Annotated in this window: 16 protein-coding genes, 1 pseudogene and 1 riboswitch; of the genes and pseudogenes, 8 read left to right on the top strand and 9 right to left on the bottom strand. The window is 66.3% G+C overall.

Features of this window, described 5'->3' with window-relative positions:
* Positions 1-7 precede the first annotated feature (7 nt).
* Positions 8-183: riboswitch (cyclic di-AMP (ydaO/yuaA leader) on the bottom strand.
* Between the two features lie 248 nt (positions 184-431).
* From H0P51_RS23890 to H0P51_RS23880, 3 genes are read right to left on the bottom strand one after another with little or no spacing between them, the layout of a single operon-like run.
* On the bottom strand, positions 432-722 hold the full coding sequence (locus H0P51_RS23890) for a MoaD/ThiS family protein (RefSeq protein ID WP_180915297.1): 291 nt from the start codon (positions 720-722) through the stop codon (positions 432-434).
* A complete protein-coding gene (moaA, locus tag H0P51_RS23885) occupies positions 715-1,785 on the bottom strand; it encodes a GTP 3',8-cyclase MoaA (protein ID WP_180915296.1) in 1,071 nt (356 codons plus the stop codon). Before moaA ends, H0P51_RS23890 begins: the two co-directional genes overlap by 8 nt.
* Entirely contained in the window at positions 1,782-2,177 is a 396-nt protein-coding gene (locus H0P51_RS23880; RefSeq protein WP_180915295.1) for a YccF domain-containing protein, read from the bottom strand. Before H0P51_RS23880 ends, moaA begins: the two co-directional genes overlap by 4 nt.
* A 161-nt stretch (positions 2,178-2,338) precedes the next feature.
* Here H0P51_RS23880 and H0P51_RS23875 point away from each other — a divergent pair, with 161 nt between their 5' ends.
* From H0P51_RS23875 to H0P51_RS23865, 3 genes are all read left to right on the top strand, one after another.
* Entirely contained in the window at positions 2,339-2,761 is a 423-nt protein-coding gene (locus tag H0P51_RS23875) for a cold-shock protein (protein WP_180915294.1), read from the top strand.
* A gap of 77 nt (positions 2,762-2,838) precedes the next feature.
* The gene (locus H0P51_RS23870) at positions 2,839-4,785 is read left to right on the top strand and encodes an acyl-CoA dehydrogenase family protein (RefSeq protein ID WP_180915293.1); all 1,947 of its coding nucleotides are present in this window, start codon (positions 2,839-2,841) and stop codon (positions 4,783-4,785) included.
* A 35-nt stretch (positions 4,786-4,820) separates the two neighbouring features.
* Complete coding sequence (locus H0P51_RS23865; RefSeq protein WP_180915292.1) at positions 4,821-5,825, top strand: glutathione S-transferase family protein; 1,005 nt, start codon at positions 4,821-4,823, stop codon at positions 5,823-5,825.
* Positions 5,826-6,054: 229 nt separating this feature from the next.
* Here H0P51_RS23865 and H0P51_RS23860 read toward each other — a convergent pair whose 3' ends face one another.
* A complete protein-coding gene (locus H0P51_RS23860; protein WP_180915291.1) occupies positions 6,055-6,537 on the bottom strand; it encodes a DUF2771 domain-containing protein in 483 nt (160 codons plus the stop codon).
* Between the two features lie 8 nt (positions 6,538-6,545).
* Positions 6,546-8,147 (bottom strand): MFS transporter, encoded by a 1,602-nt coding sequence (locus H0P51_RS23855; RefSeq protein WP_180915290.1) that lies wholly within the window; start codon positions 8,145-8,147, stop codon positions 6,546-6,548.
* Between the two features lie 196 nt (positions 8,148-8,343).
* On the opposite strand from H0P51_RS23855, the pseudogene H0P51_RS23850 reads away from it, so the two are divergent.
* A pseudogene (locus H0P51_RS23850) lies at positions 8,344-9,126 on the top strand (DUF3027 domain-containing protein); the annotation flags it as partial.
* Positions 9,127-9,389: 263 nt separating this feature from the next.
* Here the strand turns inward: H0P51_RS23850 and H0P51_RS23845 are convergent.
* Together H0P51_RS23845 and H0P51_RS23840 are read right to left on the bottom strand one after the other, a co-directional pair.
* Positions 9,390-9,851, bottom strand: coding sequence for an SRPBCC family protein (locus tag H0P51_RS23845; protein ID WP_180915288.1), 462 nt, complete (start codon positions 9,849-9,851; stop codon positions 9,390-9,392).
* Positions 9,851-10,123 carry a DUF2530 domain-containing protein gene (locus H0P51_RS23840; protein WP_180915287.1) on the bottom strand — a complete coding sequence of 91 codons (273 nt, stop codon included), beginning with the start codon at positions 10,121-10,123 and terminating at the stop codon, positions 9,851-9,853. The genes H0P51_RS23845 and H0P51_RS23840 overlap by 1 nt, the downstream gene beginning before the upstream one ends.
* A 138-nt stretch (positions 10,124-10,261) precedes the next feature.
* Between H0P51_RS23840 and H0P51_RS23835 the strand changes: the two genes are divergently transcribed.
* From H0P51_RS23835 to H0P51_RS23825, 3 genes are read left to right on the top strand one after another with little or no spacing between them, the layout of a single operon-like run.
* On the top strand, positions 10,262-10,693 hold the full coding sequence (locus tag H0P51_RS23835) for an Rv0880 family HTH-type transcriptional regulator (RefSeq protein ID WP_180915286.1): 432 nt from the start codon (positions 10,262-10,264) through the stop codon (positions 10,691-10,693).
* Entirely contained in the window at positions 10,690-11,523 is an 834-nt protein-coding gene (locus H0P51_RS23830) for a TrmH family RNA methyltransferase (protein WP_180915285.1), read from the top strand. Before H0P51_RS23835 ends, H0P51_RS23830 begins: the two co-directional genes overlap by 4 nt.
* Positions 11,524-11,533: 10 nt before the next feature.
* Positions 11,534-11,806: a DUF2537 domain-containing protein gene (locus H0P51_RS23825; RefSeq protein WP_180915284.1), complete on the top strand. Its 273-nt coding sequence runs from the start codon at positions 11,534-11,536 to the stop codon at positions 11,804-11,806.
* Here H0P51_RS23825 and sepH read toward each other — a convergent pair.
* Both sepH and serC read right to left on the bottom strand, forming a co-directional pair.
* Positions 11,789-12,574 carry a septation protein SepH gene (sepH, locus tag H0P51_RS23820; protein ID WP_180915283.1) on the bottom strand — a complete coding sequence of 262 codons (786 nt, stop codon included), beginning with the start codon at positions 12,572-12,574 and terminating at the stop codon, positions 11,789-11,791. The genes H0P51_RS23825 and sepH overlap by 18 nt on opposite strands.
* A 99-nt stretch (positions 12,575-12,673) precedes the next feature.
* Complete coding sequence (gene serC / locus H0P51_RS23815; protein WP_180915282.1) at positions 12,674-13,804, bottom strand: phosphoserine transaminase; 1,131 nt, start codon at positions 13,802-13,804, stop codon at positions 12,674-12,676.
* Positions 13,805-14,013: 209 nt separating this feature from the next.
* On the opposite strand from serC, the gene H0P51_RS23810 reads away from it, so the two are divergent.
* Positions 14,014-15,039 carry an AurF N-oxygenase family protein gene (locus H0P51_RS23810; RefSeq protein WP_180915281.1) on the top strand — a complete coding sequence of 342 codons (1,026 nt, stop codon included), beginning with the start codon at positions 14,014-14,016 and terminating at the stop codon, positions 15,037-15,039.
* Positions 15,040-15,045: the final 6 nt, after the last annotated feature.

Here is a 15,045-nt window from a genome sequence, read left to right as displayed (position 1 = left end):
GTCCAGAAAATCCTCTCGTGTACACGCCTGCGAGGTCAGCTGTCGGGTTCGGGTGGGAGAGGTCACCCGGCCGGATCGCAGCTGTCGCCACGACTTCGGCTTCACCCCAAGGGGCCGCGCACGGCCCCGGTCCGATCTCGGTGGACCTGGTGGGTCCCCCGCCTCCATCCGCGGGTCGGAATCCCTCGACCTACTGGATGGAGCTCGGCGCGTAACAGGTGAGGGAGAGTCCGTCTCTTGGGTTGGCTGACGAACCTCCCGAGACGGTAGCGGGTTACGGCGGTCCCGTCACGTCGAGTTGAAACCGGCGTTTTGGTCACACTTAGCGCGAATAACAGCAGGAGCGGTATGCGTTTACCCAGCTCATGCCGGCCGAAATCGGAGCGTAGCCGGGCCGTTATCTTTCCGTTATGTGAGACATTTCACACTTTTCAGCCGCCGGCGAAGGGCGGGAGTACGTCAACAGTGTCGCCGGCGGATAACACCGCGGCCTCATCTCGAACAGCAATTCCGTCGCGTAGATAAGAGCAGCGTTCCAAAACCGTTGCCAGGCGGGTACCCCGACTCTTCAGTTTCTGAACCAAGCCGGCCACTGTGGTGCCGGTTGGCAACCCGACCGATTCCGATTCGACACCTGCGGCCGCCCGGGCAGCCGCGAAGTACCGGACTGTCACCTTGAACCGGACGCCCGTCGAAGACGCCTCAGCGGGAGCCTCAGCCACCGATAGCGCTCATCGGACGATCGGGCTGTACAAACCCGGGGTCGTTGATGCCGTGCCCTGCGGGCTTGGCCCACATCGCGTCGCGCCACGCCGCCTCGATGGCGTCATCGTCGGCGCCGCCGCGCAGCAGGGCGCGCAGGTCGGTCTCTTCGGTGGAGAACAGGCAGCTGCGGATCTGCCCGTCGGCGGTGAGTCTGGTCCGGTCGCAGGCCGCGCAGAAGGCGTGCGAAACCGAGGCGATGACGCCGAACTTGGCGGCGGGCGTGCCGGGGCCGGTGTCGACCAGCCAGAGTTCGGCGGGAGCCGACCCGCGGGGCGTCGGGTCGGGTTGCAGCCGGAAGTGCGGTCGCAGCGCGGCCAGCACGTCGTCAGCACTCAGAGCGGCGTTGCGGCGCCAACGGTGGTCGGCGTCCAGTGGCATCTGCTCGATGACCCGCAATTGGTAGCCGTACCGCAGGCAGTACCGCAGCAGCTCGACAACGTCTTCGCGACCGGTTGCGGGGTCGAGAACGGCGTTCACCTTCACCGGTGCCAGCCCAGCCTCCGCGGCGGCGGCCAGTCCCGCCAGCACGTCGGCAAGGCGGTCGCGGCGGGTGATGGCCGCAAACTGCGCGGGGTCGATGCTGTCCATCGACACGTTGACCCGGTCCAGGCCCGCCGCTGCCAGCGGGGCCGCCCGGCGTGCGAGTCCGACGCCGTTGGTGGTCAGCGATATCTCCGGGCGGGGCACGAGGCGGTCCGCGGCCGCGACGACCTCCTCGAGGTGGCGGGCCAGCAGCGGCTCGCCGCCGGTGAATCGCACGCTGGTGACGCCAAGTCGGGTCACCGCGATGCGCATCAGGCGGGCCAGCTCGTCGCTGCGCAGCAGCTGGTCGTCGGGCAGCCAGTTCAGGCCGTCCGCGGGCATGCAGTAGGTGCACCGCAGATTGCAGCGGTCGGTGAGTGAAACACGCAGGTCGGTAGCGACACGGCCGTACGTGTCCACCAGCGGCCCGACGCCCGGCGGCCGCCGGTGTTTGCTGGTGGTGGGTATCCGGGGCAGTCCCAGCGCGATCAGCGTCATGCGTGCGCTCGGGCCGGCCAGTCGGCAGGGACGATCTCTTTACCCAGCGGAACCAGCGACACTGGGATCATCTTCAGGTTCGCCAACGCCAGCGGGATGCCGACGATGGTCGCTGCCATGGCCAGCGCGCTGGTCAGATGACCGATGGCCAGCCACAGCCCGCACAGCACCAGCCAGATCACGTTGCCGATCAAGGCGCCCGATCCCGTGCCCGGCTTGTCCACGATCGTGCGGCCGAACGGCCACAACGCATAGGACGCAATCCGCAGCGATGCGAAGCCGAACGGAATGGTGATGATCAGCAGGAAGCAGACGAGCGCGGCCAGCAGGTATCCGAGGGCCAACCAGAGGCCACCGAACACCAACCAGATGACGTTGAGAATAAGGCGCATAGTCTCCTCCAGCGGTACCGCCAGCGTACCGAGTTCCGGGTAAACCGGGATGCCCGGTCGCCAAGCGGCCGAGTAGGATCTGTGATCGTCATCGCGTCCTGCGCAGGCGGGGCGCGTCTTTGTGTGGGATACCTATTCCGTCAGACAAGCAGGTGAGAGCAGTGCCGACCGGCAAAGTGAAGTGGTACGACTCCGAGAAGGGGTTCGGCTTCCTGTCGCAGGAGGATGGCGAGGACGTCTACGTCCGTTCGTCGGCGTTGCCCGCAGGTGTCGAAGGGCTCAAGGCGGGTCAACGCGTCGAGTTCGGCATCGCTTCTGGACGGCGGGGGCCGCAGGCGTTGAGCCTCAAACTGCTCGATCCGCCGCCGAGCCTGTCCCGGACGCGCCGTGAGGCCTCGCGGCGGGAAGCGCCGGCCGAGCACAAGCACAGTCCGGACGAACTGCACGGCATGGTCGAAGACATGATCACCCTGTTGGAGAGCACCGTGCAGCCCGAGCTGCGCAAGGGCCGCTACCCCGACCGCAAGACCGCCCGGCAGATCTCCGAAGTGGTCAAGGCGGTCGCGCGGGAGTTCGAGGCTTAGCAGGCCGTTAGCTGCGCGTATCCGTTCCGGAAGCGGGTACTCAAAGCCTCGTCTACAACGTCAGCGAGGAGGCGGCGATGGCAGAGCAAGCGCAGGTCACCGAGGAGCAGGCGAGAGCCGTTGCCGAAGAATCTCGCGAGAGTGGTTGGGATAAACCGTCTTTCGCCAAGGAGCTGTTTCTTGGCCGCTTCGGGCTGGAGCTGATACATCCCTTCCCCCGGCCACCGGACGACGAGGAGAAACGCAGTGCGGAATTCTTGGAGAAGTTGAAGGAATTCCTTGGCACCGTTTCGGGCAGCGTCATCGAGCGTGACGCGCGGATCCCGGACGAATACATCGCGGGGCTAGCCGAACTGGGCTGCTTTGGGATGAAGATCGGGTCGGAGTACGGCGGTCTGAACATGTCTCAGGTCGCCTACAACCGGGCGCTCATGTTGGCGTCGACAGTTCATCCCAGTCTCGGTGCGCTGCTGTCGGCTCACCAGTCGATCGGGGTGCCCGAACCGCTCAAGCTCGCCGGATCCGATGAGCAGAAGCGAAAGTTCCTGCCGCGGTGCGCCGCCGGGGCAATCTCGGCATTCCTGCTGACAGAACCGGACGTGGGTTCCGACCCCGCACGGCTGGGCTCCACGGCGACACCCATCGACGACGGGCACGCCTACGAGTTGGAGGGTGTGAAGCTGTGGACCACCAACGGGGTGGTAGCCGAACTGCTGGTGGTGATGGCCCGGGTCCCGAAGAGCGACGGACATCGTGGCGGCATCAGTGCCTTTGTCGTGGAGGCTGATTCGCCGGGCATCACCGTGGAACGACGCAACCAGTTCATGGGCCTGCGCGGCATCGAGAACGGCGTGACGCGGATGCACCGCGTCCGCGTTCCTGCCGAGAACCTGATCGGTCGCGAGGGCGACGGTCTGCGCATCGCGCTGACCACGCTTAATGTGGGTCGGTTGGCGTTGCCGGCGATGGTGACGGGATCGTCGAAATGGTCGCTGAAGATCGCCCGCGAATGGTCTAGCGAGAGGGTGCAGTGGGGCAAGCAGATCGGCAAACACGAAGCGGTGGCCCGCAAGATCGCCTTCATGGCAGCGACCACGTATGCGCTGGATGCGGTGGTCGAGTTGACTGGTCAGATGGCAGACGAGGGCCGAAACGATATTCGGATCGAGGCGGCGCTGGCCAAGCTGTGGTGCAGCGAAATGGCTTGCCTCATCGCCGACGACCTGATGCAGATCCGCGGCGGCCGTGGCTACGAGACGGCGGAATCGTTGGCCGCGCGCGGGGAACGTGCCGCACCCGTGGAACAGTCCCTGCGAGACCTGCGGATCAATCGCATCTTCGAGGGGGCCAGCGAGATCATGCGCCTGCTCATCGCGCGAGAGGCGGTCGACGCGCACCTGAATGCCGCAGGCGACCTCGCCAAGCCGGACGCCGACCTGCGGCAGAAGGCGGCAGCGGCGCTTGACGCCAGTGGATTCTACGCAAAGTGGTTGCCCAAACTGGTGTTTGGCGAAGGACAACGGCCCAGGGCGTACCGAGACTTCGGCACGCTGGCAGCGCACCTGCGCTTCGTCGAACGTGCCAGCCGCAAGCTTGCCCGCAACACCTTCTATGGGATGGCGCGCTGGCAGGCCAAGCTGGAGCAGAAGCAGGGATTTTTGGGCAGGATCGTCGACATCGGCGCCGAACTTTTTGCGATGGCGGCTGTTTGCGTGCGGGCCGAGGCTCAGCGGGCGGCGGATCCGGTGGTCGGCAAGCAGGCCTACGAGCTCGCCGAAATGTTCTGTCAACAAGCAACTTTGCGGGTCGATGCACTGTTCGGTGCGTTGTGGACCAACACCGACAGTAGTGATGTGCAATTGACCAACGATGTGCTGGACGGTCGCTACACCTGGCTGGAAGCCGGCATCCTCGACCAGTCCGAGGGCACTGGGCCGTGGATCGCCGACTGGGAGCCGGCTGAGTCCGCCCAGACCAACCTGGCACGCCGCGTCCTGTCACCACACGCGCAGGGACGGCTGTAGCTGTCGGCGACGAGGATCGGAGCACAATCGTACTCATGTCCTCTTATGTGGCCGGCACGGGCGAATTCAACCGCGACACCAACTACATAACCACCCGGATCACGGGCGACGGTCGCGACGGGTATCCGGTGGAACCCGGCAGGTACCGGCTTGTGGTCGCCCGCGCTTGTCCGTGGGCCAACCGCACGATCATTGTGCGACGGTTATTGGGTCTGGAATCGGTTCTCTCCATTGGATTTTGCGGTCCGACCCATGACGAGCGCAGCTGGACGTTCGACCTTGATCCCGGTGGTGTCGACCCGGTGCTAAAGATCCCGCGGCTTCAAGATGCCTACTTTAAGCGGTTCCCCGGCTACTCCAAGGGCATCACCGTCCCGGCGATCGTCGACATTTCCACCGGGGCTGTGGTCACCAACGACTTTGCGCAGATCACCCTCGACCTCTCCACCGAATGGACCGCCTACCACCGCGAGGGAGCGCCCCGGCTCTATCCCGAAAAACTGCGCGCCGAGATCGACGAGGTGAGCAAGAGGATCTACACCGAGATTAATAACGGTGTCTACCGCTGTGGGTTTGCCGGTTCGCAGCAGGCCTACGACGCGGCCTACGACCGGTTGTTCACGGCGCTCGACTGGGTCAGCGACCGCCTGGCCGACCAGCGATTCCTGGTGGGTGACACGATCACCGAGGCCGACGTTCGGCTGTTCACCACGCTGGCCCGCTTCGATCCCGTGTACCACGGGCACTTCAAGTGCAATCGGGCCAAGCTATCCGAGATGCCGGTGTTGTGGGCCTACGCTCGAGACCTGTTCCAGACTCCAGGTTTCGGGGACACCACCGACTTCGTCCAGATCAAGCAGCACTACTACATAGTGCACGCCGACATCAACCCCACTCGCATCGTGCCCAAGGGGCCGGAGTTGTCCGGCTGGTTGACGCCGCACGGCCGAGAAGCATTGGGCGGCCGGCCTTTCGGAGAGGGTACGGCACCGGGTCCGACGGTCGAGGGTGAGCGGGTGCCGACCAGTCACGGCGCGTAGCCGGCCTGACTTCGGTCCCTTCCTTGCGGGGTACATTTCTGTATGACCCCTGGATAGTCCGACTTGGCTCCAGATCGACCCGATCGCCCCCGGCTCGACGACCCGGCGACGAACGGCATGCCGGGCCGGATCAGCCCGTCCATTCGCCGCGCGTGTGAACTCAACTGGTGAAAGTGATCACCTTCGCGACACCGCCGTCGGTTCATCGCGCGTCTGCCAAGTTGATGTGTCAGAAGGTAACGCGCACAGACCATTCGGCGTGCGGCGGAAATAGTTCTTCACCGTTGTAGATCAGCTTGGTCAGCAGTTGCACTACCACCCCGGTCAGCCGGCCTCGCTGCGGGTCGACGGTGGGGATGGTGACGGCCAGGGTGCTGTTCGGCCGGAAGATGGTAGTGGTGTCCTTGGTCGGATCCTCGTAGGTCTGAAGCAATTTCCACGGTGCGCGACCGATCGCCTCAGGCACCGAGAGCTGCACCGGGTAACGTTCGCTCACCGGCAATTCGCCCTGCGTCCGCGGTTCCTGACAATCATTGAGATTCAGGACGTTGCAATACATGTAGGGACCCACCCGGGTCAGGTGGCCGTTCGAATAGGCGCTAATCACCGGGTAGGACGGGCCGCGATCACGCAGCAGCAGCCACGTTCCGACCCCTGCCCCGGCGGCAAGCACCACCACGCTCACGAGCAGCGCGACGACGCGGGGTTTCACCGCGCCCCTCACTGGGGCATCGCTCGAGTTGACGGAGCGCTCCGGCGCCAACCCTCCTGCTCGACCATGATCGGCCGGTTACCGCCGAGCCCTGGGATCAACGAGCGGCCCTGGAAGCTGACGACGGTCTGGGCCAGGCCCAGAATCAGTAGCGCGCTGACCGCGGTGAATCCCACCCAAAGGTCCGTGTAGACCAGCACGCCCAGGGCGCCTCCCAGCACCCATGCCAACTGCAGGGTCGATTCGGAGCGCCCAAAACCCGAGGCGCGCGACTCCTCGGGGAGATCGTGTTGCAGCGACGCGTCCAGCGATGCCTTGGCGATGGCGCTGGATCCCGAGGTGACCAGCGTGGCGACGGCGACCATGATCAGATGCCCGGCCACCGCGGCGGCCAATGCGAACGCGGTGACGACCAGCGTGCATCGCACCACCAGCACCGCCGGCCGGCCCAGTTTCAATCGCGCGCTGGCGAAATTGCCGGCGAAATTGCCGACGGCGGCCGCCGCGCCGATCATTCCCAGCATGGCCAGCTGAACCCAGCCGTCGGCGTCGTGCGCCTTGGCGACGAACGCCGGATACAGGAACAAGAACCCGACCATCACCTTGATCGTGCAGTTGCCCCATAACGAGGTGATGATGTTGCGGCCCAACGGCTGTCGAGGCTTGTCTTTGGCAGGCTTTAACTCGGTGTGCCAGCTGCGCCGCACCGTGTCGGTGTCACGGTGATAGCTCAGGGTGGCGGGGACCTCACCGGCGGTCACTTCGACCCAACTCGGGATACGCATGGACAACAGCGCCCCGGCAATCGTGATGCCGACGACGACGAACAACGCCCCGGGCAGCTTGAACAGGTGCGTGCAGGCGAACTCCACGCCGGCCGCCACCGCGCCGCCGGCGATGGTGCCACCGAGCAGGCCGAACACGGTCAACCGGGAATTGACCCGCACCAGGTCGATGCTGGGCGGCATTACCCGAGGCGTCACCGCGCTGCGCAGCACGCTGAAGGATTTGGAGAACACCATCATGGCCAGCGCGCAGGGGTAGAGCACCCAGGACGGGAAGCTGCCGGTTGCGCCGTCGTAATTGATGATCAGCACCAAGGCCAGCGCGGTGCGCAGCGCGAAGGACATAGCCAGCGCGACGCGGCGGCCGTGCTGCAACTTGTCCAACGCCGGTCCAATCAGCGGGGCGATCACGGCGAACGGCGCGATAGTGATCAGCAGGTACAGGGCCACTTTGGACTTGCTCTCCCCGCTTGCCGCCGCGAAGAACAACGTGTTGGCCAGGGCGACTGCCATCGCGGAGTCAACGGCGAAATTCGCCATCACCGGCCAGGTCAGCGCTGTGAGCCCGGACTTGTCGGCACCGTCTGCGGTGGCGGCCCGCTGCACCATCCAGTACATCCGCGAACCCATTTCACGGCTACGCATCGCCGCGGCACGGGTGACGGTGATGCGCTCCCCGTTGGTGAAGTTGCGTGGCGGGGGCGCGTTGTCGCGACGGGGCGGTGGTTCCTGGCCCAGCGGCGGCAGGTACCTGTTGGAGCTGGGCATGGGTGGTGGCCGGCGGGACCGCCGGTGGTCGGCGTCGCCCGCCGGGTAATTGGCCATCCCGGGATGTTCCTGAAAGGATCCTTCGTCTCGGGTCCGGCGGCCCGGGGGTGGGGCCGTACGGCCCGGTTGATCACGCCTCGGTCCAGACACGGTTCAATTCTGTCTTATGTCGACTGCTGGTGGAGGAAACCGGTGTGGCTCGGCCGACGTGTCTTCCGGCAGTATTGGTGAGGCAATGCAGAGAGGTGAAAGCGTGACCGGACCCATCGAGGAGTCCCCCCAGCCGGCTGGCGCCGTAACGGCGACGGCTTGGCCCGACGAGATCGCGGGGGTGCTCACGGGTGCGGCCGAGCTGGCCAGGGCCGCCGTCGCGGAGTTCAGTGGCCCAGAGACCGTCGGCGACTACTTGGGCGTCAGCTACGAAGACCCGAACGCCGCCACCCACCGTTTCCTGGCGCACCTGCCGGGTTACGTGGGTTGGCAATGGGCCGTCGTCGTGGCCTCCTACGTTGGCGCGGATCACGCCACCATCAGCGAGGTAGTGCTGATTCCAGGGCCCACGGCGCTGCTGGCGCCCGAGTGGGTGCCGTGGGAGCAGCGGGTGCGGCCGGGCGACCTGGGGCCCGGGGATCTGCTGGCACCGGTCAAGGACGACCCGCGGCTGGTGCCGGGCTATCGCGCGAGCGGTGACTCAGAGGTTGACGATGTCGCCTACGAGCTGGGGTTGGGTCGCCGTTGGGTGATGAGCGCCTGGGGTCGCGCGGATGCCGCCGAGCGCTGGCATGAGGGTGACTACGGGCCGGATTCGGCGATGTCGCGGTCGACCAAACGGGTCTGCCGCGACTGCGGCTTTTTCCTGCCGCTGGCGGGGTCGCTGGGCAGGATGTTCGGGGTGTGCGGCAACGAACTCTCCGCCGACGGCCACGTGGTGGACAAGCTGTACGGGTGTGGCGCGCACTCGGACACCCCCGCCCCGCCGGGGACTGGCTCGCCGATGTACGAGCCGTACGACGACGGTGTGCTGGAGGTCGTTCAGGCGGCTGTGGTTGCCGAGCCGGCGGCCGAAGAGACCGTGGCCACGCCGATTGCGGACGACCCGGTGACCGAGGAGCCCGTGGTGAACGAGCCGGTCGCGGACGAGCCTGTGACGAACCAGCCGGTCGCGGACGTGCCCCTGACGGACGAGCCGGTCGCGGACGAATCGGTGACTGCGGAACCGGCCACAGAGCACACGAGCGTGGAACGCGCCGCCGAGGCGCCGGTCATTGAGGTGCAGGCCGCCGAGGAACCGCCCACCGACTAACCCTTCTCGGCGGCCGCCTTGATCTTGGCGAGCGACGTCTGCATACCTTCGACCAGCTCGCGTTCAAAGCTGCTAGTCCCACCCATCAGCGCGTTGACAGACATGCTGGAAAATGCGGTGACGCCGTTTTCGGCGTGCCGGCTCTCCGTCAGCCGGGTGCCCTCGCCGTGTGGCTCGAGTTCGTAGGTCCAAATCGTCCGGTTGGTGTCGACCCGGAAAGCCAGCTTTTGCTCCGGGACGACTTCCACAATTGTGCTGGTGGTCGGCCAAAACAGCTTGTTGCGCCGATTGAAGTTCAGGGTGCGGGTGCCCGCGCGCAGCGGGCCGAACTGTCGCATCCACCGGCACTGCGGGCTCCACTGCGGCATTCGCCGCAGGTCGGAGATCAGCGCCCACACCTTCGCCGGCGGCGCGTCGATGTCGACTTGTGCTTGTAAGAGCGCGGTAGGGGTGGCCATCAGTCCTCCTGTTTTTGTTCGAGATATCTTTCGAGCCCGGATTGCGCACCGCGCGCGCCGCGTCGGGCGGCGGCCAACTGCAGCACGAAGATGCTGGTGCCGAGCGCTGAAACGCCCAGGCCGGCGATGGTGATAGGGCGCCAACTTTCGAGGCTGGGGACCAGGAATGCGACGGCGGTCGCGACCGCCCAGCCCAGCGCGCCGACGATGATGATCGGCCATATTGTCAGCATCGCCGGCGGTAGCGGCGGCGGCTGGGGTTCGGTGCTCATCGCGTTTCAATATTAGTCCGCGGCCAGGCGGCGCGTGGCGTCGACTTATCGCCGCGTATGAGGGCTCAGCGCAGGAGGGAGCGTCCCGGTTCGCCGTTTCTCATCGCTGTTAGCCAGGTTCCGTTGTAACCTCGCGCTGTGCCTGACAGCGATGCGCGCCTGGCCGCCGACCTGTCGTTGGCCGTCATGCGGCTTTCCCGTCAGCTTCGGTTCCGAAACCCGTCGTCGCCAGTGTCTCTGTCGCAGCTGTCGGCGCTGACCACGCTGGCTAACGAGGGCGCGATGACGCCCGGCGCGCTGGCCATTCGCGAACGCGTACGGCCGCCCTCAATGACCCGGGTGATTGCGTCGCTGGCCGACGAAGGCCTGGTGGACCGCGCACCACACCCGGTCGACGGTCGTCAGGTGTTGGTGTCGGTGTCGGAGGCCGGCGCCGAACTGGTCAGAGCTGCCCGGCGGGCCCGGCAGGAATGGCTTGCCGATCGACTGTCCACCCTGGACGACGAGCAACGCGAGATCCTGCGTAAGGCCGCCGATCTGATGTCGACGTTGGTCGACGAAAGTCCGTGAGGTCACCGGACATCGATGTCCAGGACGTCACCGACCCCGACGACCCGCGCCTCGACGACTTCCGCGACCTGAACAGTGTCGACCGCCGCCCGGACCTGCCCACCGGCAAGGGCCTGGTGATCGCCGAAGGTGTGCTGGTGGTGCAGCGCATGCTGGCGTCGCGGTTCACTCCGCGGGCGTTGTTGGGCACCGAGCGCCGACTCACCGAACTCAAGGACGACCTGGCTGGTAACTCGGCGCCCTACTATCGGGCCTCGGCCGAGGTGATGGCGCAGGCCGTTGGCTTCCATCTGAACCGGGGCGTATTGGCTGCGGCGAGCCGGGTTGCCGAGCCGACCGTCGCCCAGGTCGTCGACGGCGCCCGAACCGTGGCCGTGTTGGAAGGCGTCAACGACCACGAGAACCTGGGTTCGATCTTCCGCAACGCCGCCGGTCTCGGGGTGGATGCGGTGGTGTTCGGCAGCGGCTGCGCCGACCCGCTGTATCGCCGCGCGGTGCGGGTCTCGATGGGCCACGCGTTGCTGGTGCCCTACGCCCGCGCCGCGCAATGGCCCGCCGACCTGGCCCGGCTCAAGAATCTGGGCTTTCGGTTGCTGGCGATGACCCCGCACCACCAGGCGCTCCCGCTGCCGGAGGCGATGGCCGCTGTTGCCGACGATCCGGTCGCGCTGCTGGTGGGCGCCGAGGGTCCGGGGTTGACCATTGCTGCGTTGCAGATCAGCGACATGCGGGTCCGGATTCCGATGTCGCGGGGCACTGACTCGCTAAACGTGGCGACGGCCGCGGCGCTGGCGTTCTACGAGCGGACCGTCGATCGCCGCGAGGGTTAGGCTTCCGGTCGTGAGCGACGAGTCCGTGCCGTGGGGAACGGGTCTGGCGGTGGCCGGGTTCGTCGCCGCTGTGGTCGGCACGGCGATCGTGGTGCTCAGCCTGGGCCTGATGCGTGTTCACCCGCTGTTGGCCGTCGGCCTCAACATCGTGGCTGTCGGGGGATTGGCGCCGACCTTCTGGGGATGGCGCCGAACCCTGGTGCTGCGCTGGTTCGTGTTGGGTGCCGGGATCGGAGTCGTCGGCGGCTGGTTAGCCCTGGTGGCGTTAACGCTGTCCGCTTGAGCGGACGCCGAGTAGCACGTCCTCCCAGGCCGGGATGGCCGGCTTGCCGCGCCGGGCCTGGGCGGGAGGGTCGGTCGGTGCGGTTGGTACGGCGGATTCCGGCGCAGCCTGTTGGGCCGGCTGGGCCGACTGCTCGGCGGGATCGAAGGCGAGGTGTGCCACCGGCGCCAGCTGGCGAGGCTTGAAGTCCGGGTCGATCAGCTCGCTGGCCGCGTCGTCGATCGCGGTGACCATGCCGCCGTGCGCGCCGGGGGTGAAGCGGAAGTGGGCGACATTGTCCGACCGGCCTGCCTGCCAGCCCAGTTGTACCGTCCAGCGCCCGTCCTCGTTGCGCCATGCGTCCCAGGTGAGCTTGTCGGGACTCAGGCCGCGGCCCACTAGCGATGCGGTGACGGTTTCCAGCAGGCTCAGCACCGCGGGTCCATCGGCCAGCACCGGGTGTGCGGCGGTTGCCAGCTCGGCGGCGCGGTAACGCTCCAGCAGAACCGGGTTGGCGAACCGCTGGATGCGGGCGACGTCGGATCCCGACGCGGCGGCCACCTGCTCGACCGAAGCGCCGGCCCGGATCCGGGCTTGAATCTCTTTGGGGCTCAACATATTCGTCACCACGATGTCGAGGGCAGGTTGCTCAGCGGGCATCGGCTCGCCATTCAGCGCGGCGCGTAAGCGGTCGTCGGCGGGCAGCTTGAACTTCTCCGTCGGGGAGGCGCCCTCGCAGAGGACGAATTTGCCGTCGGGGTCTAGCCCAACCACCTTGAGTTCCCGCATGGCTTCTCCTCGCAGGCTCCGTGCAGGTCAGCGCCGGACCCGTCTCGTGCGCACTCTAGTGCGCCGAACGCTGTTAACCTCGCTGACACGCGGGAGGGGTCAGAGCCGCTCGACCACCCAGTCGACGCAGGCGATCAGTGCGCTGATGTCGTCTGGGTCCACCGCCGGGAACATGGCGATCCGCAGCTGGTTGCGGCCGAGTTTGCGGTACGGCTCGGTGTCGACGATGCCGTTTGCCCGCAGTGTCTTGGCCACTGCTGCCGCATCGACCTCGTCGACGAAATCGATGGTGCCCACCACCTGCGAGCGCAGCGCCGGATCGGCGACGAACGGCGTGGTGTAGGAGCGCTCCTCGGCCCAGCCGTACAGCCGCTGCGACGAGTCCGCGGTGCGCTTGACGGCCCAATCGAGCCCGCCGTTGCCCAGCAGCCAGTCGAGTTGCTCGGCCAGCAACACCAGCGTGCCAATCGCCGGGGTGTTGTAGGTCTGATTCTTGACGCTGTTCTCGATCGCGATCGGCAGCGAAAGGAAGTCCGGCACCCAGCGCCCGGACGTTGCGATCGCCTCGACGCGAGCAAGGGCTGCCGGGCTCATCGCGGCCAGCCACAGGCCGCCGTCGCTGGCGAAGTTCTTCTGTGGCGCGAAGTAGTAGGCGTCGACCTCGGTGATGTCCACCGGCAAGCCGCCCGCACCCGAGGTGGCGTCGATGACGACGAGTGCGTCACCGGAGTTGGCGGGCCGGCGCACCGGCACCGCGACACCGGTCGACGTCTCGTTGTGTGCCCAGGCGATCACGTCGACGGACGGGTCGGACTGCGGCTCGGGGGCGCTGCCCGGGTCGGCCTTGATGATGATCGGGTCGCCGACGAACGGGTTCTTGGCGACCCCAGAGGCGAACTTCGCGCTGAATTCGCCATAGGTGAGATGGAGCGAGCGCTTGTCGATCAAGCCGAACGCTGCGGCGTCCCAGAAGGCCGTCGCGCCGCCGTTGCCCAGGATGATCTCGTACCCGTCGGGCAGGGAGAACAGTTGCGACAGCCCGTCACGTACCCGGCCCACCAGATTCTTGACTGGGGCTTGGCGGTGCGAGGTGCCGAACAAAGCCGCGGCCGAGGTGCTCAGCGCCTTCAGCTGCTCGGGTCGCACCTTGGACGGGCCGCAGCCGAAGCGTCCGTCACGCGGTTTGAGGTCGGCAGGAATCTCGAGGGAAGTCGTGAGCTGTTCAGCCATGACGTTCAGGGTAGTGAGCGGCGAGGGGTCACCGACAAATCGGGACCCTCCGCGGTCAGAAACCCCCTGCCTGGTGTGACTTGGACCATAGCGGGCCGCCACGTGCGGGCTAGGCCACAGTCGCTGGCTGCGGTCTGGTGGATTCCCGGTACCGGCGGTATCGTGTTGTTTACACGTCCGATGTAAACACCTCGTTTGGGGAGGCTTGAATGGCTAGGACGCGCATGGTTCGACGTTGGCGCCGCAACATGGAAGTTCGAGACGACGCCGAGTACGTGGAAATGCTCGCCACACTGTCCGAGGGGTCTGTGCGGCGGAATTTCAATCCGTACACCGATATCGACTGGGAGTCGCCGGAGTTCGCTGTTACCGAGAACGATCCCCGGTGGATCCTCCCGGCGACCGACCCGCTGGGCCGCCACCCCTGGTATCAGTCGCAGCCCGACGACGTGAAGATCAAGATCGGGATGTGGCGCCAGGCCAACGTGGCCAAGGTCGGCCTGCACTTTGAGTCCATCCTGATCCGCGGCCTGATGACTTACACCTTCTGGGTGCCTAACGGCTCGCCGGAATACCGCTACTGCCTGCACGAATCGGTCGAAGAGTGCAACCACACCATGATGTTCCAGGAGATGGTGAACCGCGTGGGTGCCGACGTTCCGGGCATGCCGCGCCGGCTGCGCTGGATATCGCCGCTGGTGCCGTTGGTGGCAGGACCGTTGCCGGTAGCGTTCTTCATCGGCGTGCTCGCCGGCGAGGAGCCGATCGACCACACCCAGAAGCAGGTTCTGCGCGAGGGCAAGGCGCTGCACCCGATCATGGAGCGGGTGATGGCCATTCACGTGGCCGAGGAAGCGCGCCACATTTCCTTTGCGCACGAATTCCTGCGCAGGAGGTTGCCGAATCTCAACCGGCGGCAGCGGTTCTGGGTCTCGCTGTACTTCCCGCTGACCATGCGGATTCTGTGCAATGCGATCTTGATTCCGCCGAAGGCCTTCTGGGATGAGTTCAACATCCCGCGCTCGGTGAAGAAGGAACTGTTCTTCCGGTCGCCGGAGTCGAGAAAGTGGTTGCGCGACATGTTCTCCGACGTCCGGATGCTGGCCTACGACACCGGGCTGATGGAAAACCGGTCCGCCCGCCTAATGTGGCGGCTCTGCAAGATCAACGGCAAGCCGTCGCGTTACCGTAGCGAGCCGCAGCGGCAGCACCTGGTCGCTGTGCCCGCCGCCTGACAAGTC

It is taken from the genome of Mycobacterium vicinigordonae, assembly GCF_013466425.1.
In the GTDB taxonomy this organism is placed as follows: Bacteria; Actinomycetota; Actinomycetes; order Mycobacteriales; family Mycobacteriaceae; genus Mycobacterium; species Mycobacterium vicinigordonae.
This window is presented reverse-complemented; position numbering and strand designations above follow the sequence as displayed.

Coding starts and splice junctions, on each gene's coding strand:
- H0P51_RS23845 (WP_180915288.1), bottom strand. CDS start 9,851: ATGGCCACCCCTACCGCGCTCTTACAAGCACAAGTCGACATCGACGCG.
- H0P51_RS23865 (WP_180915292.1), top strand. CDS start 4,821: ATGTCCTCTTATGTGGCCGGCACGGGCGAATTCAACCGCGACACCAAC.
- serC (WP_180915282.1), bottom strand. CDS start 13,804: ATGGCTGAACAGCTCACGACTTCCCTCGAGATTCCTGCCGACCTCAAA.
- sepH (WP_180915283.1), bottom strand. CDS start 12,574: ATGCGGGAACTCAAGGTGGTTGGGCTAGACCCCGACGGCAAATTCGTC.
- H0P51_RS23840 (WP_180915287.1), bottom strand. CDS start 10,123: ATGAGCACCGAACCCCAGCCGCCGCCGCTACCGCCGGCGATGCTGACA.
- moaA (WP_180915296.1), bottom strand. CDS start 1,785: ATGACGCTGATCGCGCTGGGACTGCCCCGGATACCCACCACCAGCAAA.
- H0P51_RS23880 (WP_180915295.1), bottom strand. CDS start 2,177: ATGCGCCTTATTCTCAACGTCATCTGGTTGGTGTTCGGTGGCCTCTGG.
- H0P51_RS23855 (WP_180915290.1), bottom strand. CDS start 8,147: ATGGCCAATTACCCGGCGGGCGACGCCGACCACCGGCGGTCCCGCCGG.
- H0P51_RS23810 (WP_180915281.1), top strand. CDS start 14,014: ATGGCTAGGACGCGCATGGTTCGACGTTGGCGCCGCAACATGGAAGTT.
- H0P51_RS23870 (WP_180915293.1), top strand. CDS start 2,839: ATGGCAGAGCAAGCGCAGGTCACCGAGGAGCAGGCGAGAGCCGTTGCC.